25 protein-coding genes are annotated in these 24,448 nt (G+C 71.7%); 16 read left to right on the top strand and 9 right to left on the bottom strand.

The window, feature by feature from the left end; genetic code table 11:
• Positions 1-55 precede the first annotated feature (55 nt).
• The gene (locus Q5425_RS23100) at positions 56-532 is read left to right on the top strand and encodes an Lrp/AsnC family transcriptional regulator (RefSeq protein ID WP_091319192.1); all 477 of its coding nucleotides are present in this window, start codon (positions 56-58) and stop codon (positions 530-532) included.
• Positions 533-575: 43 nt separating this feature from the next.
• Here the strand turns inward: Q5425_RS23100 and helR are convergent, their stop codons facing one another.
• Positions 576-2,780 (bottom strand): RNA polymerase recycling motor ATPase HelR, encoded by a 2,205-nt coding sequence (gene helR, locus Q5425_RS23095; RefSeq protein ID WP_308674357.1) that lies wholly within the window; start codon positions 2,778-2,780, stop codon positions 576-578.
• Between the two features lie 101 nt (positions 2,781-2,881).
• Positions 2,882-4,699 carry a LamG-like jellyroll fold domain-containing protein gene (locus Q5425_RS23090; protein WP_308674356.1) on the bottom strand — a complete coding sequence of 606 codons (1,818 nt, stop codon included), beginning with the start codon at positions 4,697-4,699 and terminating at the stop codon, positions 2,882-2,884.
• Between the two features lie 79 nt (positions 4,700-4,778).
• Between Q5425_RS23090 and Q5425_RS23085 the strand changes: the two genes are divergently transcribed.
• A complete protein-coding gene (locus tag Q5425_RS23085; RefSeq protein ID WP_308674355.1) occupies positions 4,779-5,171 on the top strand; it encodes a VOC family protein in 393 nt (130 codons plus the stop codon).
• Here Q5425_RS23085 and Q5425_RS23080 read toward each other — a convergent pair.
• Positions 5,147-5,635, bottom strand: coding sequence for a DUF6328 family protein (locus Q5425_RS23080; protein ID WP_308674354.1), 489 nt, complete (start codon positions 5,633-5,635; stop codon positions 5,147-5,149). The two genes, Q5425_RS23085 and Q5425_RS23080, sit on opposite strands and share 25 nt — an antisense overlap.
• A 125-nt stretch (positions 5,636-5,760) precedes the next feature.
• On the opposite strand from Q5425_RS23080, the gene Q5425_RS23075 reads away from it, so the two are divergent.
• Positions 5,761-6,324, top strand: coding sequence for a superoxide dismutase (locus Q5425_RS23075; protein WP_308674353.1), 564 nt, complete (start codon positions 5,761-5,763; stop codon positions 6,322-6,324).
• On the opposite strand, the gene Q5425_RS23070 is transcribed toward Q5425_RS23075, so the two are convergent.
• From Q5425_RS23070 to Q5425_RS23060, 3 genes are all read right to left on the bottom strand, one after another.
• Positions 6,325-6,714: a TIGR03667 family PPOX class F420-dependent oxidoreductase gene (locus Q5425_RS23070; protein ID WP_308674352.1), complete on the bottom strand. Its 390-nt coding sequence runs from the start codon at positions 6,712-6,714 to the stop codon at positions 6,325-6,327.
• A gap of 66 nt (positions 6,715-6,780) precedes the next feature.
• Positions 6,781-8,685: a DUF2339 domain-containing protein gene (locus Q5425_RS23065; RefSeq protein ID WP_308674351.1), complete on the bottom strand. Its 1,905-nt coding sequence runs from the start codon at positions 8,683-8,685 to the stop codon at positions 6,781-6,783.
• A 59-nt stretch (positions 8,686-8,744) separates the two neighbouring features.
• Positions 8,745-9,710 (bottom strand): Gfo/Idh/MocA family oxidoreductase, encoded by a 966-nt coding sequence (locus Q5425_RS23060; RefSeq protein WP_308674350.1) that lies wholly within the window; start codon positions 9,708-9,710, stop codon positions 8,745-8,747.
• A gap of 58 nt (positions 9,711-9,768) precedes the next feature.
• Here Q5425_RS23060 and Q5425_RS23055 point away from each other — a divergent pair, with 58 nt between their 5' ends.
• Positions 9,769-10,308 carry a hypothetical protein gene (locus Q5425_RS23055; protein WP_308674349.1) on the top strand — a complete coding sequence of 180 codons (540 nt, stop codon included), beginning with the start codon at positions 9,769-9,771 and terminating at the stop codon, positions 10,306-10,308.
• On the opposite strand, the gene Q5425_RS23050 is transcribed toward Q5425_RS23055, so the two are convergent.
• Positions 10,289-10,864 (bottom strand): hypothetical protein, encoded by a 576-nt coding sequence (locus Q5425_RS23050; RefSeq protein WP_308674348.1) that lies wholly within the window; start codon positions 10,862-10,864, stop codon positions 10,289-10,291. The two genes, Q5425_RS23055 and Q5425_RS23050, sit on opposite strands and share 20 nt — an antisense overlap.
• Before the next feature lie 124 nt (positions 10,865-10,988).
• Between Q5425_RS23050 and dusB the strand changes: the two genes are divergently transcribed.
• Positions 10,989-12,128, top strand: a complete 1,140-nt coding sequence (gene dusB / locus Q5425_RS23045; protein ID WP_308674347.1) for a tRNA dihydrouridine synthase DusB — start codon at positions 10,989-10,991, stop codon at positions 12,126-12,128.
• Here dusB and Q5425_RS23040 read toward each other — a convergent pair.
• Entirely contained in the window at positions 12,049-12,444 is a 396-nt protein-coding gene (locus tag Q5425_RS23040) for a hypothetical protein (protein ID WP_308674346.1), read from the bottom strand. The genes dusB and Q5425_RS23040 overlap by 80 nt on opposite strands.
• A 115-nt stretch (positions 12,445-12,559) precedes the next feature.
• Between Q5425_RS23040 and Q5425_RS23035 the strand changes: the two genes are divergently transcribed.
• The 11 genes from Q5425_RS23035 to phoU all read left to right on the top strand — a co-directional run bounded on the left by Q5425_RS23035 (position 12,560) and on the right by phoU (position 23,592).
• Positions 12,560-13,210 (top strand): VC0807 family protein, encoded by a 651-nt coding sequence (locus Q5425_RS23035; RefSeq protein WP_308674345.1) that lies wholly within the window; start codon positions 12,560-12,562, stop codon positions 13,208-13,210.
• A 26-nt stretch (positions 13,211-13,236) separates the two neighbouring features.
• Positions 13,237-13,935 carry a GntR family transcriptional regulator gene (locus Q5425_RS23030; protein WP_308674344.1) on the top strand — a complete coding sequence of 233 codons (699 nt, stop codon included), beginning with the start codon at positions 13,237-13,239 and terminating at the stop codon, positions 13,933-13,935.
• Entirely contained in the window at positions 13,932-14,927 is a 996-nt protein-coding gene (locus tag Q5425_RS23025) for an ADP-ribosylglycohydrolase family protein (RefSeq protein WP_308674343.1), read from the top strand. Before Q5425_RS23030 ends, Q5425_RS23025 begins: the two co-directional genes overlap by 4 nt.
• The gene (locus tag Q5425_RS23020; protein WP_308674342.1) at positions 14,924-15,799 is read left to right on the top strand and encodes a PfkB family carbohydrate kinase; all 876 of its coding nucleotides are present in this window, start codon (positions 14,924-14,926) and stop codon (positions 15,797-15,799) included. The genes Q5425_RS23025 and Q5425_RS23020 overlap by 4 nt, the downstream gene beginning before the upstream one ends.
• On the top strand, positions 15,796-17,229 hold the full coding sequence (locus Q5425_RS23015) for a cytosine permease (protein ID WP_308674341.1): 1,434 nt from the start codon (positions 15,796-15,798) through the stop codon (positions 17,227-17,229). Before Q5425_RS23020 ends, Q5425_RS23015 begins: the two co-directional genes overlap by 4 nt.
• Positions 17,226-17,756 carry a cysteine hydrolase gene (locus Q5425_RS23010; protein WP_308674340.1) on the top strand — a complete coding sequence of 177 codons (531 nt, stop codon included), beginning with the start codon at positions 17,226-17,228 and terminating at the stop codon, positions 17,754-17,756. The genes Q5425_RS23015 and Q5425_RS23010 overlap by 4 nt, the downstream gene beginning before the upstream one ends.
• A gap of 10 nt (positions 17,757-17,766) precedes the next feature.
• Positions 17,767-18,600 (top strand): alpha/beta hydrolase, encoded by an 834-nt coding sequence (locus tag Q5425_RS23005; RefSeq protein ID WP_308674339.1) that lies wholly within the window; start codon positions 17,767-17,769, stop codon positions 18,598-18,600.
• Between the two features lie 85 nt (positions 18,601-18,685).
• Positions 18,686-19,249, top strand: a complete 564-nt coding sequence (gene idi, locus Q5425_RS23000) for an isopentenyl-diphosphate Delta-isomerase (protein ID WP_308674338.1) — start codon at positions 18,686-18,688, stop codon at positions 19,247-19,249.
• A gap of 120 nt (positions 19,250-19,369) precedes the next feature.
• Positions 19,370-20,044 (top strand): GGDEF domain-containing protein, encoded by a 675-nt coding sequence (locus tag Q5425_RS22995; RefSeq protein ID WP_308674416.1) that lies wholly within the window; start codon positions 19,370-19,372, stop codon positions 20,042-20,044.
• 1,368 nt (positions 20,045-21,412) lie between these two features.
• Positions 21,413-22,843: an LCP family protein gene (locus Q5425_RS22990; RefSeq protein WP_308674415.1), complete on the top strand. Its 1,431-nt coding sequence runs from the start codon at positions 21,413-21,415 to the stop codon at positions 22,841-22,843.
• Between the two features lie 83 nt (positions 22,844-22,926).
• Positions 22,927-23,592 carry a phosphate signaling complex protein PhoU gene (phoU, locus tag Q5425_RS22985; protein WP_308674337.1) on the top strand — a complete coding sequence of 222 codons (666 nt, stop codon included), beginning with the start codon at positions 22,927-22,929 and terminating at the stop codon, positions 23,590-23,592.
• Between the two features lie 74 nt (positions 23,593-23,666).
• Here the strand turns inward: phoU and pstB are convergent, their stop codons facing one another.
• Positions 23,667-24,443: a phosphate ABC transporter ATP-binding protein PstB gene (gene pstB / locus Q5425_RS22980; protein ID WP_308674336.1), complete on the bottom strand. Its 777-nt coding sequence runs from the start codon at positions 24,441-24,443 to the stop codon at positions 23,667-23,669.
• Positions 24,444-24,448: the final 5 nt, after the last annotated feature.

Raw genomic sequence — 24,448 nt, 5'->3', positions numbered from 1 at the left:
TCTCGATACGCTGCGCACTTGACAAATCACATGCCGAAACACAGGGAGGGACGGCATGGGTGACGAAACACGTGCGCGCGCGCTGGACAATACGGACAGATCACTGATCGCTCTGCTGCAGCAGGACGGGCGGGCCTCGTTCACCGCACTCGCCAAGGCGGTCGGGCTTTCGGAGGGAGCGGTCCGCCAGCGCGTGCAGCGGCTGCTGCGCGACGACCTGATGCAGATCGTCGCGGTGACCGATCCCGCCAACGTGGATCTGACGCGCCAGGCCATGGTCGGCATCAACGTCGACGGCGTCGATCCGCGTGAGGTGGCGGACAAGCTGTCCGAGCTGACGAACGTGCACTACGTCGTGCTGTGCGCCGGGCGCTACGACCTGCTGGCCGAGCTGGTCTGCCGCGACGACGACCACATGCTCGACGTGCTCGGCGAAGAGATACGGAAGATCCCGGGTGTGTCCGGGACGGAGTTGTTCGTGTACCTGAAGCTGGCCAAGCAGAATTACTCCTGGGGCCGGCTCACGGCGTAGCGACCGGGGATGACGGGCGCCGCCGCCCGCCACCCCCCGTTCGCTACTGGAACCTCCGGTGCCCGGACCTCGCGGGCACCCCGGCCTCGGCGAGGCCGGTCAGCGCCGCCGGGAGCGGATCCCGGTGCAGCACCCCGAGGCGCTGCGTGGCGCGCGTGAGCGCGACGTAGAGCTCGGCCGCGCCGCGCGGGCCCGCGGCCAGGATCCGCTCCGGTTCGACGACGAGGACGGCGTCGAACTCCAGGCCCTTGGTGGCCGAGGCCGGGATCGTTCCCGGCACCCCCGGCGGACCGATCACGACGCTGGTGCCCTCGCGGCCGGCCTCGTCGCGGACGAAGTCTTCGACGGCGCCGGGCAGCTCGTCGTCCGCCACTCGTCTGGACCACGGCCGGACCCCGCACGCGCGCACCGATTCCGGGGTGCGCGCGCCGGGCGCGAACTCCGCCAGCAGCGCGTTCGCGACGGTCATGATCTCCGCCGGGGTCCGGTAGTTCACGGTCAGCTCGCGGTGGACCCAGCGGTCGCCGACGTACGGCTCGAGCATCGGGCCCCACGCACTCGCCCCGGCGGCCGAGCGGCGCTGCGCGAGGTCGCCGACGATCGTGAACGAGCGGCTGGGGCACCGCCGCATCAGCACCCGCCAGTCCATTTCGGACAGTTCCTGGGCCTCGTCGACGACGACGTGCCCGTACGTCCAGTCGCGGTCCGCGGCCGCCCGTTCGGCGAGGTCGCGCGGGTCGCGCTCGGTGAACCGCTCGGCCAGGTCGCCGGCGTCGAGCAGGTTCTCGGCGACCAGCTGGACGTCCTCGTCCAGCTCCTCGCGGTCCAGCTTCATGAGCTCCATGACGCCGGAGGCGTACTCGGCCTCCGCTTCGGCCCGCCCGCGCGCGGCGGCGCGTTCGGCGGTGTCGTCCCGGCCGAGCAGGTCGGCCAGCTCGTCGAGCAACGGCACGTCCGGCACGGTCCAAGCCCGGCCGTCGGCGCGGAACAACGCCGGATCGGCTCCGGCGGCCTCGAGCCGGCGTGGCGACGCGTACAGCGTCGCCAGCAGCGTCTCCGGCGTCAGGTACGGCCACAGCGCGTCGAGTGCAGCATCGAGCGCTTCGTGCTCCACGAGCCCGTCGAGGACGTCGGTGCGCAGGTCGGCCCACAGCCCGCGGTCCTCCCGGTCCAGCCAGCCTTCGCCGATCTTCGTCACGGCCCGCTCGGCGACGAGCGCCGCGGCGTGCTCGCGGAAGATCGCGCGGGCTTCGTTGTGCGGGAGCCCGGACCGGCGCGCTTCGCGCCGGGCCTCGGCCACGAGACCCGCGTCGAGCTCCACGACGACGTCACCCAGATCGACCGGCACCGGTTCTCCGGGCACCTCCTGGCGGTCGGCGACCGCGGCCTCCAGCACGTCGAGGATCTCCAGCGAACCCTTGAGCCGCGCCACCTCCGGCCGGTCTTCGGCGGTGACGCGCAGGCCGGGGACGAGGTCGCCGGTGGTCAGGGGAACGACGTCCGACTCGCCGAGCGACGGCAGCACGCGGCCGATGTGGTCGAGGAACAGCGGGCTCGGCCCGACCACCAGCACGCCGCTGCGCGACATCCGTTCGCGGCGGGTGTAGAGCAGGTACGCCACCCGGTGCAGGGCGACGGCCGTCTTGCCGGTGCCGGGGCCACCCTCGACCACCAGCACGCCCGGGTGGCCGAGGCGGATGATCTCGTCCTGCTCGGCCTGGATCGTCGCGACGATGTCCCGCATGCCCTGGCCGCGGGGCGCGTTGACGGCCGCGAGCAGGGCCGCGTCCCCGCGTTCGGCGGCTCCCGGCCGGCCCAGCACTTCGTCGGTGAAATCGAGGACCCGGCGGCCCATCGTGTGGAATTGGCGACGGCGGCGCGTGTTTTCCGGTGTCGCCGCGGTGGCGACGTAGAACGGCCGCGCCGCCGGCGCCCGCCAATCGAGCAGGAACGGCTCGTAGTCGTTTTCCGCGTCGAAGAGCCCGACCCGGCCGATGTAGCTCCGTTCGCCCGAAAGGGCGTCCAACCGGCCGAAACAAAGCCCGTTGTCGGCGACGTCCAGCCGAGCCGCCTCCCGCGACCGGCAGCGGACGTCGGTCTCCCGTTCCCCCGGCGTCACCCCGGTTTGCCCGAGTGCGCCGTGGTAGCGGGCCTGCGCCGCCGCGCGCTCGCGATCGAGCCGCTCGTACAGCGCGGCGACGTAGGCCCGTTCTTCCCGCAATTCCTCGTCGTACCCCTGGTTTGACAAGTTCCCCTCACAGCGGTTAGACTCTTATCAGGTTCGGCGCGTACTCCGTTGTTTCGGAGAGCACGCCGATTTTTTATTGTCCACCCGCTGTCAAGGGCCGCTCAGCCCAGCATGAATTCGCGCACGCTCAACGGCCGGTCGACCACCCGCACGTCACCCAGCAGCCCCGCGAAACTGCGGTCGACCTTCCCGCCGTAGGACGAGGCACCGACCAGCCACGAACCGCCCGGGTCGGCGAGCCCGACGGCGGGCGTGGCCGGGTTCCGGACGACCGGGCAGCCGTCGACGTACAGGGTCGTGCGCCTGCCGTCGTTGACCACGGCCACGTGCCACCACTTTTCGACCGGCAGCTCGTGCCCCCAGTTCGTCGAGGTCCGGTTCTGGTTCAGCGGGTACACCGCCCACTGCAGCTCCCCACCGTCCGAAAGGGACAGTGTGGCCGCCGACTCCTGCGGGTCGTCGCCGGTCTTGCCGGCGGCCGCGCCGCTGCCCTGCCGGGCGAAGAGGCCGCACCAGCCGTGGTGGCCGTCCTTGAAGTCCGCGGGCAGCCGGAAGAACGCCTCGACGGTGTAGCCGCGCTCGAACTTCAGCCGGTTCATCGGCGCCGCGTCGACCGTGCGCAGGTACGCACCGCGGCTCGGGTCCCGGCCGCCGGCGAACCGCAGGCTCGCCCGCGACGGCTGCCGCGGCGAGAACTCGCTCGAGTACTTCAGCGCGTCCGGCCCGCTCCCGGGCGCGGTGACGCGCCTGAGGTCGTTGCCGCGGCCGGTCTGGTCCCGCACGACGACGTCGTCCGGCACCGCCTTGCCGTCCTGGCCGCCTTCGAACCGCCAGTACGCGACGGTTCCGGGGATGACCAGCTGCTTCGCCGGCCGTCCGGGCGGCACCGGGACCGGCGCGAAGCCCCGGAAGCGCTCGGCGAAGTCGATCTCCAGGCTGAAGTAGTCGGCCGTGCCGCTGCGCTCGACCTCGACCCGCTGCAGCTCGCTCAGGTGGTCCTGGGCGGCGAGCCACGGCGAGAACGTCCGGACGTCGATCACGCCCCGCGCGAGGTCGAACCGGTAGAGCCGGACCATCGCGCCGCCGCCGTAGTAGCGGTCTTGGTAGTTGGCGATGTGGACGTGCACGTCGTGCCCGGCGGCGTTCTTCCGGACGGTGCGCCCGGTCGGCCAGTAGTGGCCGTTGAGCGTGAGGAAGATCTGGTCGTTGCCCTGCACCAGCTCCTGCCAGACGTGCTCGCCGAACGTCGAGAACTGCGCCTGGGCGTTGTCGTCGGCCCAGACCAGCTCGTGGATCGTGAGGATCGCCGGCAGCGTCGGGTGCTGCGCGAGGACCTGCTTCGCCCAGTTCAGGCCACCGGCCGAGGGCCGCCAGTCGAGGGCGAGCAGCAGCCACTCGCGGCCGCCGCCGCGGAAGACGTGGTAGCTGTTGTAGCCGTCCTTCGTCGCGCCGCGGAACGTCGGGGAGTTGCGCTGGCGCTGCGGGCCGAACGCGTCGAGGTACGGCGAGGGGCCGCGCTGGTCGTCCTTCGAGCCGTCGATGTCGTGGTTGCCCGCGAGGGTGCTGTACGGGAACCGGCGGCGGTCGAGGGCCTGGAAGGACCGGCTGATGCGGGCGAACTCGTCCGCCCGCCCGTTCTGGGTGAGATCGCCGAGGTGAGCGAGGAAGACAACGTTGTCGTCGGCTTCGTCGAGGACGTACCGCAGCGAGGCGTCCAGCGGGGCCGCGTCGCCGCGGTCCTCGTCGAACAGGTACTGCGTGTCCGGCATGACCACAAGCGTGAAGCGCGGGTCTTCCGGGTCGGGGCGGTGCCGGCCGGTGGCTCCGGCGGCCGGTGCGCCGAGGACGTTCGGCAGGGTCGCCGCGGCGGCGACGGCCGGGGCGCCGAGGAGGAAGGTCCGGCGAGAAGTGTCAGTCACGGGCGGGAAGCTACGGGCGGCGTCCGACCACCCCGGCAACTGCTGCCGAACGGGAAATGAACAGCGGTACTCTGCGCCCATGAGCGGCCCGCGGGTGTTCCGGTTGATCCAGCCCGTCGACGACATCGAGGTCGCCGTCGCGTTCTACGGCGCCGTCTTCGGCGACCCCGGCGAGCGGATCGCGGTCAACCGGCACTACTTCACCTGCGGCGGCGTGGTGCTGGCCTGCGTCGAGGCCCCGCGCGAGCACCGCGAGCCGCGCCCGCAGCGGGACCCGCGGATCGTCTACCTCGCGGTCGAGGACGTCGAGGAGACGTTCGAGCGGGTGCGCGCCGCCGGACCGCGCTGGGCCGACGACGCCATCGAGACGCAGTTCTGGGGCGAACGCTCCTTCTACGCCGACGACCCCTTCGGCAACCCGCTCTGCTTCGTCCAGGAGGACACGCTCTACTCGGGCGGGTCCGCCGGCTGAGTGCCGTTGGCCGGGTGCAACCGCATCGGCATGACGAACCAGAGGATCCCGAAGATCAGCAGGCACAGCGCGAGCATGACGAACATCGCGATCTCGCCGTAGACCACCTTGGCGATCAGCGCGACCGTCGACGTGATCGCCAGGGCCAGGCAGACCAGGCCGACCAGTACGAGCCGGTTGCCGGCGGTCAGGATCCGTTCCCGGCTGCCCGTGCGGAACAGCAGCCGGTGCCACGCCGCGGGCGCCGTCAGCAGCGCCGTCGCCGCCACCGCGAGCGCCACCGCGGACAGGTGCAGCGACTTCTCGAACCCGCTGGCGTCGTGGAACCGCTCGGTGAACACGACCGACAGCAGGAAGCCGAAGAGGATCTGCACCCCGGCCTGCGCGACACGCAGCTCTTGCAGCAGTTCGCCGACGTTGCGGGTGAGCTGCTCGTTGCGGGTTTCGCCGGTGTGTTCGGGCACGAATGCACAATAACCGGACACGGGAGCGCCCACCGGCTGGGAAATCCGTAACTTTTCCACCAGTTCGATCACGCTTCCGGGTGATGATCATGGCGGCTCCCCGGCCGACTGGCTAAAGAGGGCAGATGCGTCTTCTTCCCGCTTTCGCCGCTGCGGCCGCCGTCGCCGTGCTCGCTCCCGGCGCCGCCGCCGCGTCGTCGGCACCGGTGCGGTTCGCGACCGCGCACGGCACGTTCACCGCGGGTGCCCCCGGCGCACCCGCGGTGACGTACCGCCCCGACCTCGTCCCGGCCGGCGCCCGGGCGCACGTGGTCAGCCTCTCGGCCGCGGCCACCGGCACGAGCACCACGCTCGTCGTCAGCGGCCTGCGGCCGGGACGGGCCTACGGCGCCCACGCGCACGCCCGGCCGTGCGGCACCACCGGCGACGCCGCCGGGCCGCACTTCCAGCACGCGCCGGACCCGGTGCAGCCGTCGGTCGACCCCGCCTACGCGAACCCCCGCAACGAGATCTGGCTCGACTTCACCACCGACCGGCTCGGCACCGGCTTCGGCCGATCCACAGTGGACTGGACGTTCGGCGCCCGGCGGGCGAAGTCCGTGGTCCTCCACGAAACGCCCACGCACACCGATCCCGGTCACGCGGGCACGGCGGGTGCCCGGCTCGCCTGCCTGGACGTCGGCTTCTAGTCAGAACCCCCAGGAGCGCTCGGGCACCACGCGGATGCGGACGGAGTACTTGGCGTCGAACCCGTCCGCGGTCAAGCCGATCGCCGCGTAGTGCGAGCCGTACTTGCCGAGGTACCCGGGCGCCTCCGAGGCCTTGCCCGCCTCGACGTGCGCTTTCCCGTTGACGACGAGGATCGAGCCGCCGTGCTCGTCGCTGTTGAGGTGGAAGCTCACGTCGGGGTTCGCCTCGATGTGCCGGAGCTTCGCGGTGCCGGGCTCGCTGAACACCACGATGTCGTCGCCGTCGAGGACGAACCACACGGGCCGCGGTGCCGGCCGCCCCTTCGGCGTGACTGTCGTCAGCCAGGCGATCGGCTCGCCCGCCCGGTCGGCGAGGTTCGGCTGTGCCATATCGGTGCCCCCTGGTCGTCGGTCAGGTGATCCAGGTAACCACGGGGCACCGACAATTCTTCCGCGCTAGCGCGACGCGACCCGCCGCGCGTACCGCGTCCCGGCCGCCAGCAGCACCAGGCCCGCGCCGAGGAACGCGCCCACCCTGGCCAGGCCGTCGAGCGCCGACAGGTCGAACAGCACCAGCTTGAGCACCGCGGCGCCGACCAGGATCAGCCCCGTCACCCGCAGCGCGGTGACGTCGATCCCGCGCAGGAGCAGCACGAGCGCCGCGATCGTCCAGGACACCGTGATCAGCGCGTGGCCGAGGAGGAACCCCGTCCGGCCGGGGACCGCCAGCAGCGCCCCGCAGAGCACGACCCCGGCGGCGCCGTACAGCGCCGAAACCCCGGCGAGCAGCCAGATCGGCAGGTCGTCGGCCGGTCCGCGGAACACCGCCAGCCGGGCCGCGGCCCACGGCAGCGCGACCGACACGGCGAGGATCAGCGCGGCGACCGCGAGCGCACCGGCCAGATCGGCGGCCGAGCGGGTGCGGGGGACGATCAGCAGCGCGGGTGTGACGTCGAAGGCCACGCCGATCAGGCCGCCGATCGCCGCGAACCCGAGCGCGGCGGCCAGTGCGCCCCGGTTGCGGCCGCCCACCGCGGCCACGACCAGCAGCAGCGCCTCGCCGAGCAGCACCCCGGCGCGCGCCGGGCCGTCGAACTGGGTGACCGTCGCCTGCAGGAGCGCGAGCAGCCCGGCCAGGCCGGCCACCTGCCCGGCGAACCCGGGCCACCAGCGGCGGGCCGCCCAGACGGCGAGCAGCAGGACGCCCGCCCCGGCCGTGATCGGCACCGCCTGCGCCTTCGGCAGCAGCAGCGCCGCGACGAGCGTGGGCAGCACCGCGGTCGCCAGCAGCGAGAGCGCCGCGGGGTCGTTCTCCCGGCGGCGCAGCACGATCAGCGCGAGCACCAGCCCGGTGACCCCGGCGCCGCCGGCCGCGGCGGTGTTGGCCCAGCTGCCGCCCCCGCCGAGCACCGCCGTGCTGATCACGGCGGCGAACAGCGGCGGGACACCGGCGGCGAGCGTCAGCGACGACCAGTCGCGGCGCAGCTGCACCGGCGCCGTCGCGAGCTGGATCATCAGCAGGAAGGTGACCAGTTCGGGGGTGAACCCGCGGACGATCATCGGCGCGCACACGACGCACCCGGCAACGACGGCCGAGGCCAGCAGCGGCGACTCCCAGCGCACGGCGACGAGCAGCCCGCCGACGGCGACCGCCAGCCCGGCGGCGAGCCCGGCGAGCACCGGCAGGTACTCGTAGAGCGTGGTCGCGGCGACGACGTCCAGGTAGAGCGTGGCGATGCCGGTGGCGGCCAGCGCGAAGGCGCCGGTGCGGCCGGCGGGCTTGCGGTGCAGCCACACGCCGGTGCCGGTGAGCGCCAGCCCGAACGCGGCGCCGACGAGCACCCGCGGCAGCGGCCCGAGCCAGCCGCGCTGCACGGCCAGCACCAGCAGCAGGACGACGCCGAGCAGCGTCACGGCCCCGCCGACCCAGGCGAGCACGCGGCTCCCGGCGCCTTCCTTGCCGAGCTTCTCGCCCAGCGTCTGCCGCGGAACCGGCGGCTGGAACGGCGGCGGGGCGTAGTGCTGTTGCGGCGGCGGGCCGTACTGCGGCGGCGGGCCGTACTGCTGCTGCGGCGGCTGCCACTGGTACTGCGGCCACGGGACCGATTCCGGCCGCATCGGCCGGGGAGCCGGCTGGGGTTGCGGTTGCGGCTGGGGTTGCGGTTGCGGTGCCTGCTGCGGCTGTCCGGCCTGCTCGGGCTCCCGGGCCTGCTCAGGCTGCCGGGCCTGCTCAGGCTCTTGGGCCTGTTCAGGCGGCCCGACCCGGACGGTTCGCAGTTCGGAGCCCACCACGGCGAGACGACGCCCCAGGTCGTCGATCTCGCCGGCGAGCCGGAGGAGCACATCTGCTTCGGTGGTCATACCGGACAGGGTCACCCACCGCGTCCACCTGCGGATCCGTAGCACTACTCAAACCCGGGTCACGTCCTGGTCGCGGCCAGCACCTCGTCCATGGTCGCCATGATCGAGACCGTCTCGGCCAGTGGCATGAGCGGGCTTTCGGTCTCCCCGGCGGCCAGCCGGAGCGCCACCTCGTCGGCCTGGTGCCGCAGGCCCCGCCCCTCGTCGACGTACTCGAAGCGGCTCGGCTCACCGTCGCGCGGGATGAAGGTGAAGGAGGCGGGCGCGTAGAAGGGCCCGTCGATCTCGATGCGCGCGTCCGTGCCGACGATCGACGCCGTCGTCGGCGAAACCGCGCTCAACGTGCAGGTCAGGACGGCCTGGGCCCCGCCGGGGTAGCCGAACAGCATCGACGTCTGCGCATCGACGCCGGTGAAGGCGGGCGTGGTCATGGCGGCGACGCGGTCGGGCGCCCCGAGGACCATCGAAGCGAACGAAACCGGGTAGATCCCCAGGTCGAGCAGGGCGCCCCCGCCCAGCTCCGGCGCGAAGAGCCGGAAAGCGGGGTCCTCGGCGAACCACTGCCCGTGGTCGGCGGAGACGGTGACGATCCGGCCGAGGGTAGGCAGGAGCTCGCGGATGTGCCGGATGTGCGGCAGGAAGCGCGTCCACATGGCTTCCATCAGGAAGAGGTCCTTGTCCCGCGCCAGCTCGACGAGGTCCCGCGCTTCTCCGGCGTTCATCGTGAACGGCTTTTCGACGAGCACGGGCTTGCCGGCTTCGAGGGCGAGCCGCGCGTTGGCGTGGTGCAGGGGGTGCGGGGTGGCGACGTAGACGACGTCGACGTCCGGGTCGTTCGCGAGGGCTTCGTAGCTGCTATGGCGGACCGGGATGCGCCGCTCGCCGGCGAACCGCTCGGCGCTCGCGGCCGAGCGCGACCCGACCGCGGCGGCGACGCCGGACCCGGTGAGCTCGAGGTCCCGGGCGAAGGCGCCGGCGATGCCGCCGGTGCCCATGATTCCCCAGCGGAGGGGCTCGTTGGTCATACGCCGAACCCTATGCCTGTCTAGAGTGTCGAATCGATCACCGGGAGAGGGGACTGGGGTGGCGGAGGCGAAGAAGGCGGGCTGCATCGCGGGAGCGGTCGCGCTGATGGGTGCGATCGGGGCGTTGCTGAGCGGGATCGCCGACTTCGGCGGGCTGTTCAAGGACGACCCGCCTGCCGCCGGCTCCCCCACGGCCGCGGCGCCCGTCCCGTCCCAGCCGCCGGCTGCGGGCACCACGGCCGCCGCCGCGGCGACGGTGTACTTCCAGGGCCACCTCGAGTTCGGCCGCTTCAACCTGGACCTGAACCCCCCGAAGCGCACGGGCGACACCTACATCGTGGGCGGCACGGGCGGGGTGTTCGAGAGTTACCACGACGCGGGGAAGCTGGCGGTCTGGACGAGCGGCGGGACCCCGGACAGCGCGGCGTGCGGATCGGCGGTCGACGAACGGGGCGCCGCGTACATCAGCGGCGTCGAGAAGGGCAACCACGTCTGCGGGCGGACAGCGGAGGGCCGCGTGTTCCGGGTCGACGTCACCGGCGTGAGCGACCGCATCGACGGAGGCGTCACGGGGGACGTCACGGTCTGGGGGAAGTAGGCGCCGCTGTCGCCCCGAGTGGGCGCGAGATCCGCCGCAGGTACTGCACGACGTAGAAGACGACCAGCAGCCCGTCGAGGACGGCGAGCGGGATCTTCACGCCGACGTGTCCTTCGTACTGCCAGGCGAGGGCCAGCGCCGCGACGGTGGGAACCGCCACCGTCAGCATGATCGGCAAGTGGAACACCGTGAAGATCTCCCGGAACCGGGTCTTCCGCCACGCCGGGCGGCCGTGCCACCCCATGGCCCCGGGGTACTGCTCGTCCAGTGGCTGCTCGATGTCGGTCAGCAGGTATCGGGACACATCGGCAATGGCTTTGGTGTGGTAGAGCACAAGCAGGCCGAAAAGGACCGTGACAATGGGCGCTACCAGCAACAGAGGACCGTTGTTCCGTTCGAGGCCGATGCCGAGGATCGCCCCGCTCACGGTGATCGACGAAACCAGGAGCGTGATGCGGTGATCCATGCGCTTGAGGCATTCATCGCGCAACGACTTGTATTCGACGAGCATCAATTCGCGGTGCACCGCGGAATACACCTCGGCCGGCTCGGTCATGCGAAGGTCTCCTCCCCTGACGACGATCACCCAGAGTAAGGACCCGGCCGCGGCGCTGTGTTCCGCCAGACAGGGGCGACCGGCTCGGCCACCCAGGTTCACGTGACCGACACCACAAGCGACAATGGAGGACGTGACCGCCACCCTGAGCAAGCCCGCCCTGAAGATCGGCCCCTACCAGGTCGATCCCCCAGTCGTGCTCGCTCCCATGGCCGGCATCACCAACGTCGCCTTCCGGCAGCTGTGCGCCGAGTACGGCGCCGGCATCTACGTGTGCGAAATGATCACCGCCCGCGCCGTCGTCGAACGCCACCCCGGCACCATGCACATGATGACCTTCGGCGAGCACGAAAAGCCCAGGTCCATGCAGCTCTACGGCGTCGACCCGAAGACCATGGCCGAAGCCGTCCGGATCATCGTCGGCGAGGGGCTCGCCGACCACGTCGACTCCAACTTCGGCTGTCCCGTCGCGAAGGTGACGCGCAAGGGCGGCGGGGCGGCGCTGCCGTTCAAGCGGAAGCTGTTCGAAGCCATCGTGCGCGAGTCCGTGAAGGCCGCCGGGGACACACCGTTCACGGTGAAGTTCCGCATCGGCATCGACGACGACCACCACACCTTCCTCGACGCCGGACGCATCGCCGAAGCCGAGGGGGCCGCCGCCGTCAGCCTGCACTCCCGGACGGCCGCGCAGCGCTACTCCGGCCAGGCCGACTGGACCAAGATCGCGGCGCTGAAACAGGCCGTCACCAGCATCCCCGTCCTCGGCAACGGCGACATCTTCAGCGCCGCCGACGCCCTGCGCATGGTCGAGGAGACGGGCTGCGACGGCGTTGTCGTCGGCCGCGGCTGCCTCGGCCGGCCGTGGCTGTTCGGCGAGCTCGAAGCCGCCTTCGCGGGTCGGCCGTTGCCGACCCCGCCCAACCTGGGCGAGGTGGCCCGGGTGCTGCGGAGGCACACCGAGCTCCTCATCGAGCACGACGGCCACGACAAGGCCATGCGCGACATCCGCAAGCACATGGCCTGGTACCTGATGGGCTTCCCGGTCGGCTCCGAACTCCGCCGCGGCTTCGCGATGCTCTCCAGCATGACCCAGCTCGACGACCTGATCGCCCAGCTCGACCACGACGCCCCCTTCCCCGAAGCCGCCACCGGCCCGCGCGGGCGTCAGGGCTCCCCGGGCAAGGTCACGCTGCCACACGGCTGGCTGGACGACCCGGACGACGACTGCGTCCCCGAGGCGGAAGACATGCACTCGGGCGGCTGAGCTGCACCAGGCTCAGGCCGAACAGCAGCACCCCCAGCGGCACGTGCACGGCCTTGACGTGCGCGATCCCGAGCACCACCTGGACCGAGACGAGCCCCAGGAACACGACCGCGTAGAGCACCGCTCGCGGCGATCCGCCGCCCGGCCGCCAGACCAGGACGGCAGCGATCAGCTGCACGACGGCGACGACCCACACCGTGTACGCGGAAGCGCTGTGCAGGACGTGCCCGTTCGGGGTGGTCAGCAGCAGGCCGGCGGTGACCGCCGAGAGGAAGGCGGCCAGCGTCTGCAGGCCGATCGTGAGGCGCAAGAACATTCCCATGCGGACCCGACGACGCAGGCCCGCGGAATGTGCGGCCGTGACATCTGTCAGGCCCAAGTCGTGGCGGACGGCATCCCTCACCGGCCCCTCGCCGCGACAAGCTCTTCCCATGACGACGAACCAGCCCGGCAGCTCCCCGCTCAAGTCCCTCGCCATCGACATCGCCGTGCCGATCGGCGTCTACTACGGACTCCACTCCCTCGGCGCGAGCGACTTCACCGCGCTCGCCCTCTCCGGGGTCTTCCCGCTCGCCCGGACCCTCCACCAGTTCGCCAAGAACCGGACGCTCAACGGCCTCGCCCTCGTCGTCCTCGTCACCAACGTCGTCGGCATGCTGTTGACCCTCGTCTCCGGGGACGCCCGCATGATGATCGCCAAAGACTCGCTCGGCAGCGGGATCACCGGGGTCGTCATCCTGATCTCCGCCTTCACCGCGCAGCCGATCATGACGAAGACCCTGCGCCCGTTCCTCACCCACGGCCAGGCCGACCACGAAGCCGCCTGGGAACGCCTGGCGGGCAACCGGCGGTTCGACACCGTCCTGCGCCGCAGCAGCTACATCTGGGGCGTCGGGTTCGTGCTGGAGAGCGCCGCCCGGGTCGTGGGCGCCTTCACCCTGCCGGTGTCCACGATGGTGTGGTTGAGCACGGTCGTCTTCGTGGGCACGTTCACCCTGATCATGCTGGTCGCCGGCGTGAGCGCCAAGGAAGCGGGCAAGATGGTCGCGGTCGAGGCGAAACGCGAGCTCGTCGCCGCTTGACCTGCAACAACCCAGGGCGTACAGGTATGTACATGTACAGCAAGCGGCAGCAGCTGGTCGGCGACCTCACCGACCTGATCCGCTCCGGGCGCCTCGCCCACGGCGAGCGCCTCCCCGGCGAGAACCAGCTGGCCCTGCGGTACCAGGTCAGCCGCGGCACCGTCCGCAGCGCGCTGTCCGAGCTCCAGCAGCTCGAGCTCATCTCCACCCAGGCGGGCGTCGGGTCGTTCGTCATCTTCGACGGCGTCCAGCTCGACCAGCGGATCGGCTGGGCCCGCGCCCTCGCCGACGCCGGTGCGCCGGTCACCACCGACCTGCTCGGCATCAACACCGTCGAAGACCGCGCCCTGGAAGAAGAATTCGGCGAGAAGACCTACGTCGCCGTGCGGCGGCTGCGGCGGGAACACGATCGCGGGATCTCCCTCGAAACCGCCACCGTGCCCGCCGTCGGGCCGCTCGCCGGGCTTCCCGAAACAGGTCTCCGGGACGGCTCCCTCACCAAGACCCTCGAAGCCGCCGGGCGGATCTCCGTCGGCGGCGACCAGTGGATCAGCACCGAACGCCTCGACGCCTGCGCCGCCGGACTGCTCGGCCGGCCGATCGGCGAGCTCTTCCTCCGCGCCGAGCGCACCTCGGTCGACGTCGAAGGCCGGCTCGTCGAGCGGGTCGTCAGCCTGCTGGACCCGGACCGGTTCCAGTTCCACCTCACCTTCGGACACCGGTGACCGCGCGGGACCGGGCGCTCGGCGCGTTCACCGGGCTGGCCGTCGGCGACGCGCTGGGCATGCCGACGCAGTCGATGTCCCGCGCCGCCATCGCCGCCACCTACGGGCCGGTCACCGGCCTGCTCACCGCCGTCGCCGAGCAGCCGGTCGCGCCGTTGATGCCCGCCGGCTCGGTCACCGACGACACCGAGCAGGCCGTCCTGCTGGCCCGGCTGCTCATCGACGGCCGCGGCACCGTGGAGCCGCACGTCTTCGCCGACGCGCTGCTGATCTGGGAGGCGGACATGGTCCGCCGCGGCTCCGCGGACCTGCTCGGGCCCTCCACCAAGCGCGCGCTCGCGCGGCTCCAGGACGGCGTCCCGGCCGACGAAGCCGGCCGCACGGGCACCACCAACGGCGCCGCCATGCGGGTCGCGCCGGTCGGCATCGCCACGCCGTCGGACGACCTGCACCGGCTGGTCGACGCCGTCGTCGCGACCGCGCGGGTCACGCACAACACCAGCCTGGGCATCGCTTCGGCGGCCGCGGTCGCCGCCGCCGTCTCCGCCGGGGTCGACGGCGCGAGCGTGGCCGAAGCGCTCGACGCGGGCGAGCGCGCCGCCGTCGTCGGCGGGGAACGCGGCCACTGGGCCCCCGGCGGGGAGATCGCCGCCCGGATCCGCTGGGCGCGCGATTGGGTGCGCGGCATGGCCCCGGCCGCCGTCGCCGACGCGGTCGCGCAGGTGATCGGCACCTCGGTGGCGTCGCAGGAGTCCGTCGTCGCCGCGTTCGCGCTGGCCGAAGCGATGGGCGACGACCCGCCGTCGGCGTTGCGCCTGGCCGCCGGGCTCGGCGGCGACACCGACACCGTCGGCGCGATCTGCGGGGCGATGCTCGGCGCCGCGCACGGGGTCGGCGCCTTCCGCCCCGACGTCGTCGAGACCGTGCTCGCCGTCAACCGGCTCGAATTCGGGCCGCTGGTCGACGAACTCCTCAAGCTGCGCCGTCGATGACCGGGCGGCTGGTGCACACCGGGCAGGTCGTCCTCGACCTGGTCATGGCGGTCCCGGCCCTGCCGCCGCCCGGCGGTGACGTCCTCGCCTCGTCGACGAACCTGTTGCCCGGCGGCGGTTTCAACGTCATGGCCGCCGCCGCCCGGTCCGGCGCGCGCGTGCTTTACGCGGGCAGCCACGGAATCGGCGGTTTCGGCGACCTCGCCCGCAGCGCCCTCGCGGCCGAAGGCGTGGAACTGGCGCACGAACCAGTGTCCGAAATGGACACCGGAGTCGTCGTCGTGTTGGTGGACGCGACCGGCGAGCGCACCTTCGCGACCGGAACCGGCGCCGAAGGCCGGCTGCGCACCGAGTTGCTCGACCGGGTCACCCCAAAGAATGACGACGTCGTGTACGTGAGCGGATACAGTTGGTTGCACGAGATCAATCGCGCGGCCCTCATCGAGTGGCTGCCCCGGCTGCCCGGCTCGAAGATCCTGTTCGACCCCGGCCCGCTCATCGCCGACATCGACCCTGGAGACCTCTATGACCTGCTGTCCACAATAGACATACTGAGCTGCACCGCCCGCGAAGCCGAGGTGCTGGGCGAGCTGCCGCCGGTCGCCGTCGTCCGCGAGGGCGCGAAGGGCTGTCGCGTCCACGAAAACGGCCGGATCACCGACGTGCCCGGGTTCCCGGTCGACGTCGTGGACACCACCGGCGCCGGCGACACGCACTGCGGCGTGCTGGCCGCGGAGCTGCTGCGCGGCAGTACCCTCCTCGACGCCGCAGTGCGCGCCAACGCGGCGGCCGCGCTTTCGGTGACCCGCCCCGGCCCGGCGACCGCGCCGGGCCGGCAGGAGATCGACCAGCTGGTGGAGGCCACGCGATGACCGGTTCCCGCAGGCTCGAGGTGGAGACCAACGGCCTCGACGTGATCGACGACGCCGAGCGCCGCGGACGGCCCCGGCAGCTGTTCTGGCCGTGGTTCGGCGCGAACGTGTCGGTGCTGGGGCTGAGCTACGGCTCGTTCACCCTCGGCTTCGGCATCTCGTTCGGCCAGGCGCTGGTCGCCGGCGTCGTCGGCATCCTGTTCTCGTTCCTGCTGTGCGGGTTCATCGCCATCGCGGGCAAACGCGGGTCGGCGCCGACGATGCTGCTCTCGCGGGCGGCGTTCGGCGTGCGCGGCAACCGGCTGCCGTCGGCGATTTCGTGGCTGCTCACAGTGGGCTGGGAAACCGTGCTCGCGGCGCTGGCGACGCTGGCCACGGCGACGGTGTTCGAGCGCCTCGGCTGGGGCGGCGGGACGCCGACGAAGGTGGTCGCGCTCGTCGTGGTGGCGGCGCTGACCGTCGTCGCCGGGGTGCTCGGCTTCGACGCGATCATGAAGCTGCAGACGTGGATCACCTGGATCACCGGCGTGCTCACGGTCGTCTACGTGGTGCTCGTGGCCGGCGACGTGCACTGGGAAGCGGTCAGCGCGCTGCCGTCCGGCTCGGCGCAGCAGTGGGTCGGGGCGCTGGTCTTCCTGATGACCGGGTTCGGCCTCGGCTGGGTCAACGCGGCCGCGGACTACTCCCGCTACCTGCCGCGGTCGTCGTCGAGCCGCCGCGTGGTCGGCTGGACGACGTTCGGGGCGTCGGTGGCCCCCGTGGTGCTGCTGGTGTTCGGGCTGCTGCTGGCCGGGTCGTCACCGGACCTGAACAAGGCGATCGCGGCCGACCCGATCGGCGCGCTGACGACGTTGCTGCCGCTGTGGTTCCTGGTGCCGTTCGCGCTCGTCGCGGTGCTCGGCCTGGTCGGCGGCGCGGTGCTGGACATCTATTCGTCGGGGCTGGCGCTGCTCTCGGCGGGCGTGCGCATCCCCCGCCCGGCAGCGGCGCTGGTCGACGGCGTGCTCATGATCCTCGGCACGATCTACATCGTCTTCTTCGGCGGCGAGTTCCTCGGCCAGTTCCAGGGTTTCCTGGTGACGCTGGGCGTCCCGGTCGCGGCCTGGTGCGGCGTGATGCTCGCGGACGTCCTGCTGCGGCGGAGTGGTTACGCCGAGCGCGAGCTGTTCGACCCGGCCGGCCGCTACGGCGACGTCCGGGTGGGGCCGATCGCGCTGGTGCTGGTGGCGACGGCGCTCGGCTGGGGCCTGGTGACGAACGGTTCCGCGGACTGGCTGAAGTGGCAGGGCTACCTGCTGGAACCGTTCGGCCTCGGCGGCCGCGAAGGTGCGTGGGCCTACGCGAACCTGGGCGTGCTGCTGGCACTGGCCCTGGGCTTCCTGGTGACCTTGCTGACGCGGCCGCGGGTCCGCGCGCAGGAGGCGGCGTGAAGTCGATCCTGGCGGTCATCGACCTGCAGAACGTGTTCGCCGACCCGCCGAGCCCGTGGTTCACCCCGCGTTTCGCCGAGGTCGTCCCCCCGATCCGCCGCCTGGTGACGGCCTTCGGCAACGACGTCGTGTTCACGCGGTTCGTCGCACCGGCTCGCCCGGAAGGGGCGTGGAAGCGGTACTACGAGCAGTGGCCGTTCGCCCTCCAGCCCCCGGACGCACCGCTGTACCAGGTGGTGGACGCTTTCCGGCCGTCGTCCACAGTGGACGCGACCACGTTCGGCAAGTGGAACCCGCGAATGGCGACCCGGGTGGGCGGCGCGGGCCTGGTGCTCGCGGGGGTCTCGACGGACTGCTGCGTGCTGTCGACGGCGTTGGCCGCGGCGGACGCGGGGGTTTCGGTGACGGTGGTGTCCGACGCGTGCGCGGGCGTGGACGACGAGAGCCACGCGAAGGCGCTGGACATCATGCGGCTGTACGGCCCGCTGGTGCAGGTCGCCACCACCGACGAGGTGCTCGCGAAGTAGATTCGCCTGCGTGATCGACCACATCAGCATCCCCACCGAGGCCGGTTCCTTCGACGCCATCGCCGCCGGGCCCGAAGACGGGCGGCCCGTGCTGCTGCTGCACGGCTTCCCCGAAGCCGCGGTCGAGTGGGAGCACCAGGTCGCCACCCTCGGGGTGCTCGGGTTCCGGGCCGTTGCGCCGGATCAGCGCGGTTACTCGCCGGGGGTGCGGCCCGAGCAGGCCGGCGACTACTCGATCGATCACCTCGTCGGGGACGTCGTCGCGATCACCGAAGCGCTGGGCTGGCCGAAGTTCGACCTCGTCGGGCACGACTGGGGTGGCGCTGTCGCCTGGTGGACCGCCGATGCGCACCCCGAGCGGCTGCGCAGCCTCGCCGTCGTCTCCACGCCGCACCCCGCCGCGCTCGCCGAAGCCATGAAGACCGACGAAGACCAGCACCTGCGGACCCGCTACATGACCGAGTGGCGGCAGACCCGCGTCACCGAGCGGCGGATGCTGGAGAACGACGCCCGTGCGCTGCGCGACATGTTCGAGCGGCGCGTGTCGCCGACCAAGGTCGACGACTACGTGCAGCGGCTGTCCGAGCCGGGCGCGCTCACCGCCGCCCTCAACTGGTACCGGGCCGGACGGCCGGGCGGGAAGATCGGCAAGATCGCCGTGCCGACGCTCTACATCTGGAGCAGCGAGGACGTCTCCTTCGGGTCGGCCGCCGCGCTCGACACCGCCAACTGGGTCACCGGTCCCTACCGCTTCGAGATGCTCGAAGACGTGACGCACTGGGTGCCCGAAGAGGCGCCGGAAGCCGTCACCACCCTGCTCGTGGAGCACCTCCACGCGCGGTGACGGCCCGTCACCCCGCCGGGCGGACCGTCGTAACCCACCCTCCTCGCGGTACGGATCCGCGGCGCCCGTCGTGTTCACTGGAGGCGTGGATACCGCGATCGAACCCGAGACCGAGCAGGTCGTCTTCGTCACCGAGGACGGCGAGCCCACCGGAGAGACCGGCCCGAAGCTGGCCAGCCACCACGAGCACACCCGGTTGCACCTGGCCTTCTCGTGCTACGTCCTCCGGCGCAGCGACAACGCCCTGCTGATCACCCAGCGTGCCCTCCACAAGAAGGTCTGGCCGGGGGTCTGGACCAACAGCGTCTGCGGTCACCCCGCGCCCGGCGAAACCCTCGAGGACGCCGTCCGGCGCCGCGCCGGTTACGAACTCGGGCTGCCGTCGCTGTCCGGGCTGCACTGCGTGCTGCCGAAGTACCGGTACCGGACGCCGCCGTTCCAGGGGATCGTCGAGAACGAGTTCTGCCCGGTGTTCGCCGCGTGGGCCGACGCCGAGCCGTCGCCGAACTCCGACGAGGTCGGGGACTGGCGCTGGGTCACCTGGACCGACTACACAAAGCTACTGAACGACACAACGGCTAATATGAGCTACTGGGCCAAAGACCAATTCTCGCAGCTCAAGGACATCGAGCCGTTCTCCGGGCTCTGACCCGCCCACTCCGCAGAGTCACCAGCACCGTCCCGTTTGAGCGAAGTTCACCTTGTTCCGGACCGACGCCTCAAGCGCGGCCGCCCCGGCGACGACAACCAAGGAGTGGTCGAGGTGGGGATGGTCGCCGAGGGCGAAGGCGCGCTGAGCCGGGCAGCCGGCCCGCGGCCGCCGGACCTGCTCCGCCTGCACGAGGCCGTCGCCGACCTCTTCGCCAACCAGGGTGACTGGCGGCGCGCCTACCAGCACCTGCGGTCCGCGCTGGACATCGCCCGCGACGGCAGCCTCCGCGACGCGCTGACGGCGAGCTACAACCGCCGTTACCTCGACGAGCGGCTGTACGGACCGTTCACCGACCGTCCGCCGCTGGGGCTTGCGCTGATCGATCTCGACCGGTTCAAGACCGTCAACGACACGTACGGTCACCTCGTCGGCGACCGCGTCCTGCGCCGGGTCGCCGATCTGCTCCAGGAGGACCTGCCGCCGGAGGGCTTCTGCGCCCGCTACGGCGGCGAGGAGTTCGTGCTGTGGCTGCCGGCGGTCGACGCCCGGCAGGCCGTCCGCATCGTCGAGGACGCCCGGCTGCGCGTCGCTCGTCATCCCTGGTCAGAACTCCAGCCGGGCCTGCGGGTGACCATCAGCGCCGGCCTGGCGCACGAGACGCCGGGCGACGGCACCCCGGAGCGCCAGCTGCGCCGCGCGGACGCGCTCCTTTATGCCGCGAAACGCGCAGGCCGCAACAAAGTCGTCTATCACGACGCGCAAACGACACAGTTAATAACCCACTCTGAGTAACACGAACACGGCATTACTCCGGTAGTCGACAAGGGTCCTCACCCGTTTGTCGACGCGCACCAGCCGTTCGTCGACTCAAGGTGAAGAAAATTCCGGGAGGGTGTCGTCACGAACGGGGGGTATCCGTACGATAACAAAAACCTCCCCGGGAACGATCACCTCCTGCGGGGGAACACGGCCAAGTCGAAGCCACCCTTCGATCGCGCGAAAGGAGACCGAGTGCCGGACGAGCACGACAGCCCGGGAACCGGTCACCACCCCGACGGTCCCGCGCGGCCCCGGCCCGGACGGCGCCGGTCGATGGAGGACCAGGGCGGGATCAGCGTCTCCGACGTCGTCGCCAAGACCACGGGCGTCCGCCCCCTGCCGGCCCGCGAGCAGCAGGACCGCTCCGACCAGCCGGGACACCGGGCGCGGCCGGCCGAACCACCGGCCCCTCCGGCCCCGGCGCGGGCTTCGCAGCCGCGTGCTCCGCGGCCGGCGCAGGCCCCTACGGATAACCCAGTACCCGCGGATGCCACTCGTCAACCGCGCACCCCGCGACCGCGTCAGCCGCGCCGCACGACCGCCGCCGCCCCGCTGCCGGAGGCCCCGCTCCAGCGCCGCCCCCCGGCCGCGACCCCGGGCCCGCAGCAGACGTCGGCGGCACCTCAGCCGCCTCGGCGGCTCCGCCGCCCGATGGCCGAGGGCGCCGCACCCGAGAGCGCCCCACCGCACCGCGCGGCCCGCCCCACCCCGGACAGCCCGGCACCCCGCCGCGCGGCCGCCGAAGGAAGCGCACCGCAACGCCCCATGCCGGACGGCCCGGCACCCCGCCGAGCCGACGCCGCAGCACCCCCGCGCCCGGCCGCGGACGGTCCGGCACCCCGCCGGGCTGCGGAGAGCCCCGCGGCCCGCCGCCCGGTGGCACCGGCCGAGGCAGTAGCACCGCAGCGGCCCACACCGGACAGCCCGACGCCTCGCCGCGCCGACGGCCCCGCACCTCGTCGGGCAGCGGCTCCGGCCGAGCCGCGTGTGGCCGCGGATGGCCCAGCCCCGCGCCGAGCTGCCGAGAGCCCTGCGGCCCGCCGCCCGACGGCTGAGGCAGCCGCGCCCCAGCGGCCCGCACCGGACAGCCCGACGCCCCGCCACGCCAGCGCCGACGGCCCCGCACCCCGCCGAGCCGCAGCTCCGGCCGAGCCGCGCGTCGCCGCCGACGGCCCCGCACCCCGCCGCACCGCCGAAAACCCCGTGGCCCGCCGCTCGCCGGCTCCGGCCGAGCCGCGCGTCGCCGCCGACGGCCCGGCACCCCGCCGCACGCCGGCTGACGCAGCCGCACCCCCGCGCTCCACCCCCGACAGCCCTTCCCCCCGGCGCACCACGGTCGCCGTGCCGCCGCGGGCCGCGCTTGATCCGCTCACCATGACCGATGAGATGGAAGCGATCGACGAGGCGACCCAGTACCGCCGCAAGATCGACCACACCCTCGCCCGGTTCTCCGCCGCGCACGACGAGATGGAAGCCGAAGAGGCCAAGCGGCGGGAACGCAGGGAACGCCTCTCGCCCGCTTCGATCCTCGAGAGCACCCGCACCGCCCTCCACCGTGTTGTCACCACTGCGCCCCCGGAGGAAGACGCGGCCGAGAAGGCCGAACAGACCCGGCTGCAGGAGAAGAAACAGCAGAAGCTCGACCGGTCGGCGCGGTTCGGGCGGATCGCCGCCGCCGTTGTCGCCGGGCTCGTTTTCCTCGGCATCGGGGGCGCTTGGGGCGCCCAGACCTACTTCGACGCCAAGTTCACCCAGGTCTCCGCGCTGGACGAGAACTCGGCCGACATCCAGGACGCCGACGCGCAGGCCAACGACGAGAACTTCCTGATGGTCGGCTCCGACACCCGCGACGGCGCGTCCGCCGAGGAAGGCGTCGGCACCGCCGACAGCACTCCGGGCGCCCGGAGCGACACCGTGATGGTCGCGCACATCCCGGCCGACCGGAAACGGGTCGTCGTCACGTCGTTCCCGCGCGACCTCGAGGTCGACCGGCCCGAGTGCCAGCGCTGGGACCCCGTGCAGAGCAAGACGACCGACGAAAAGGTGCCCGCGCAGAAGATCGCGAAGCTGAACACCGCCTACGCGGTCGGCGGGCCGGCGTGCGTGACCAAGGTGATCCAGCAGATCACCGGGCTGCGGATCAACCACTTCGTCGGCATCGACTTCAACGGCTTCAAGGAGATGGTCGACGCGGTGCACGGCGTCACCATCCACACCGAGATCCCGATCGACGACAGCATCCTCGGCAAGGTGCTGCTGGAGACCGGCGACGTGACGATCTCCGGCGACCAGGCGCTGAACTTCGTGCGCGCCCGGCACGTCAAGAACGATCCGACGTCGGACTACGGCCGGATCAAGCGGCAGCAGGAGTTCATCGGTGCGCTGCTGCGGAAGGTCATGTCGTCGGACGTCGTGCTCGACCCGGGCAAGCTCAGCGACTTCATCACGGCCTTCGCGAAGGCGACCTTCGGCGACAACCTCGGTGTCAAGCAGATGATGACGCTGGCGCAGTCGATGAAGGGCCTGGACCCGTCGAAGATCTCGTTCCTGACCGTCCCGACGGTCGGCACGGCCAACAACCGCGGCAACGAGGTGCTCGTCCGCAGCAAGACGAAGGCCCTCTTCGACGCGCTGCGCAACAACACCCCGCTGCCCGACCCGAACGCACCGGTCCCGGTGAGCGAACAGGCTCCGCCGACCAGCACGTCGAAGTCGAAGAGCAGTGGCAGCTCCAAGTCGACCACGACCCGGAAGACCACCAGCACCGGCTGAGCCGGGACGATCGTTAGTCCGGGTTCACGTGCGGTTCACCCGGCGATGCGGTGTTCGACCTCGGTTGGCCGTAGGGTTGGGCCATGCGTGAGGCTTACCATGTCGAACTCGAACAGCTCGCCGACCACCTGACCGCGATGTCGGTCCAGGTCGCCGACGCCATGGAGCGGGCGACCCGGGCACTGCTGGAGGTCGATCTCGGTCTCGCCGAGCAGGTGATCAGCGACGACGCCAAGGTCGACGACGCCCGCGCCCAGTGCGAGGAGCAGGCGTACGCCCTGCTGGCCCTGCAGGCGCCCGTGGCCACCGATCTGCGCACCGTCCTGGCGGCGATCCACGCCGCGGAAAGCCTGGAGCGGATGGGCGACCTGGCGCTGCACGTGGCGAAGGCCGCGCGGCGCCGTCACCCCGAGCCGGTCCTGCCGGACGCGGTGCGCCCGTACTTCGCCGAGATGGGCGAGGTCGCGGTCAAGCTGGCCCGCCAGACCGAGCAGGTCATCAAGTCGAAGGACGTCGAAGCGGCGAAGACGCTCGAGTCCGACGACGACCAGGTGGACGACATCCACCGCCACCTGTTCACCGTCATCATGGACCGCGAGTGGCCCCACGGTGTGGCCGCGGCGGTCGACGTGACGCTGCTGGGCCGCTTCTACGAGCGCTACGCCGACCACGCGGTGTCGGTCGCGAAGCGGATGATCTTCGTGGTCACCGGCAAGATGCCGGGCTACGGCTCCGCCGACGACCTCTGAGTCCTGCCAACGAGAAAGCCCCCGGCCGGAGCCGGGGGCTTTCTTCGTGGGCCGCTCTGTCGTCCTTTTAGGACTCAGCCGAAGCGGCCGGAGATGTAGTCTTCCGTGGCCTTTTGGTCGGGGTTGGAGAAGATCTTCTCCGTGTCGTTCAGCTCCACCAGCCGGCCCGGCTGGCCGACGCCCGCCAGGTTGAAGAACGCCGTCTGGTCGGAAACCCGCGCCGCCTGCTGCATGTTGTGCGTGACGATGACGATCGTGTAGTCCTTCTTCAGTTCGCCGATCAGGTCCTCGATCGCGAGCGTCGAGATCGGGTCCAGGGCCGAGCACGGCTCGTCCATCAGCAGCACGTCCGGCTGGACCGCGATCGCGCGGGCGATGCACAGCCGCTGCTGCTGACCGCCCGAAAGGCCGCCGCCCGGCTTGTTGAGGCGGTCCTTGACCTCGTTCCACAGGTTCGCTCCGCGCAGCGCGCGCTCGGCGATCTCGTCGAGGGTCTTCCTGCCCTTGGTGCCGCCCAGCTTCAGCCCGGCGACGACGTTGTCCTTGATGGACATCGTCGGGAACGGGTTGGGGCGCTGGAACACCATGCCGATCGTGCGGCGCACCTGCACCGGGTCGACCGCCGACGCGTAGATGTCCTCGCCGTCGAGGAGCACCTGGCCGTCCACGCGGGCGCCGGGGATCACTTCGTGCATGCGGTTGAGCGTGCGCAGCACCGTCGACTTGCCACAGCCCGACGGGCCGATGAACGCGGTGACGTTGCGCGGCGGCACCGACAGGGTGACGCCGTCCACGGCGTGGAACTTGCCGTAGTAGATGTCGACGTCCTTGACATCGATTCGCTTGGCCATCAGGA

It is taken from the genome of Amycolatopsis sp. A133 (assembly GCF_031082405.1).
Taxonomy (GTDB): domain Bacteria; phylum Actinomycetota; class Actinomycetes; order Mycobacteriales; family Pseudonocardiaceae; genus Amycolatopsis.
This window is presented reverse-complemented; position numbering and strand designations above follow the sequence as displayed.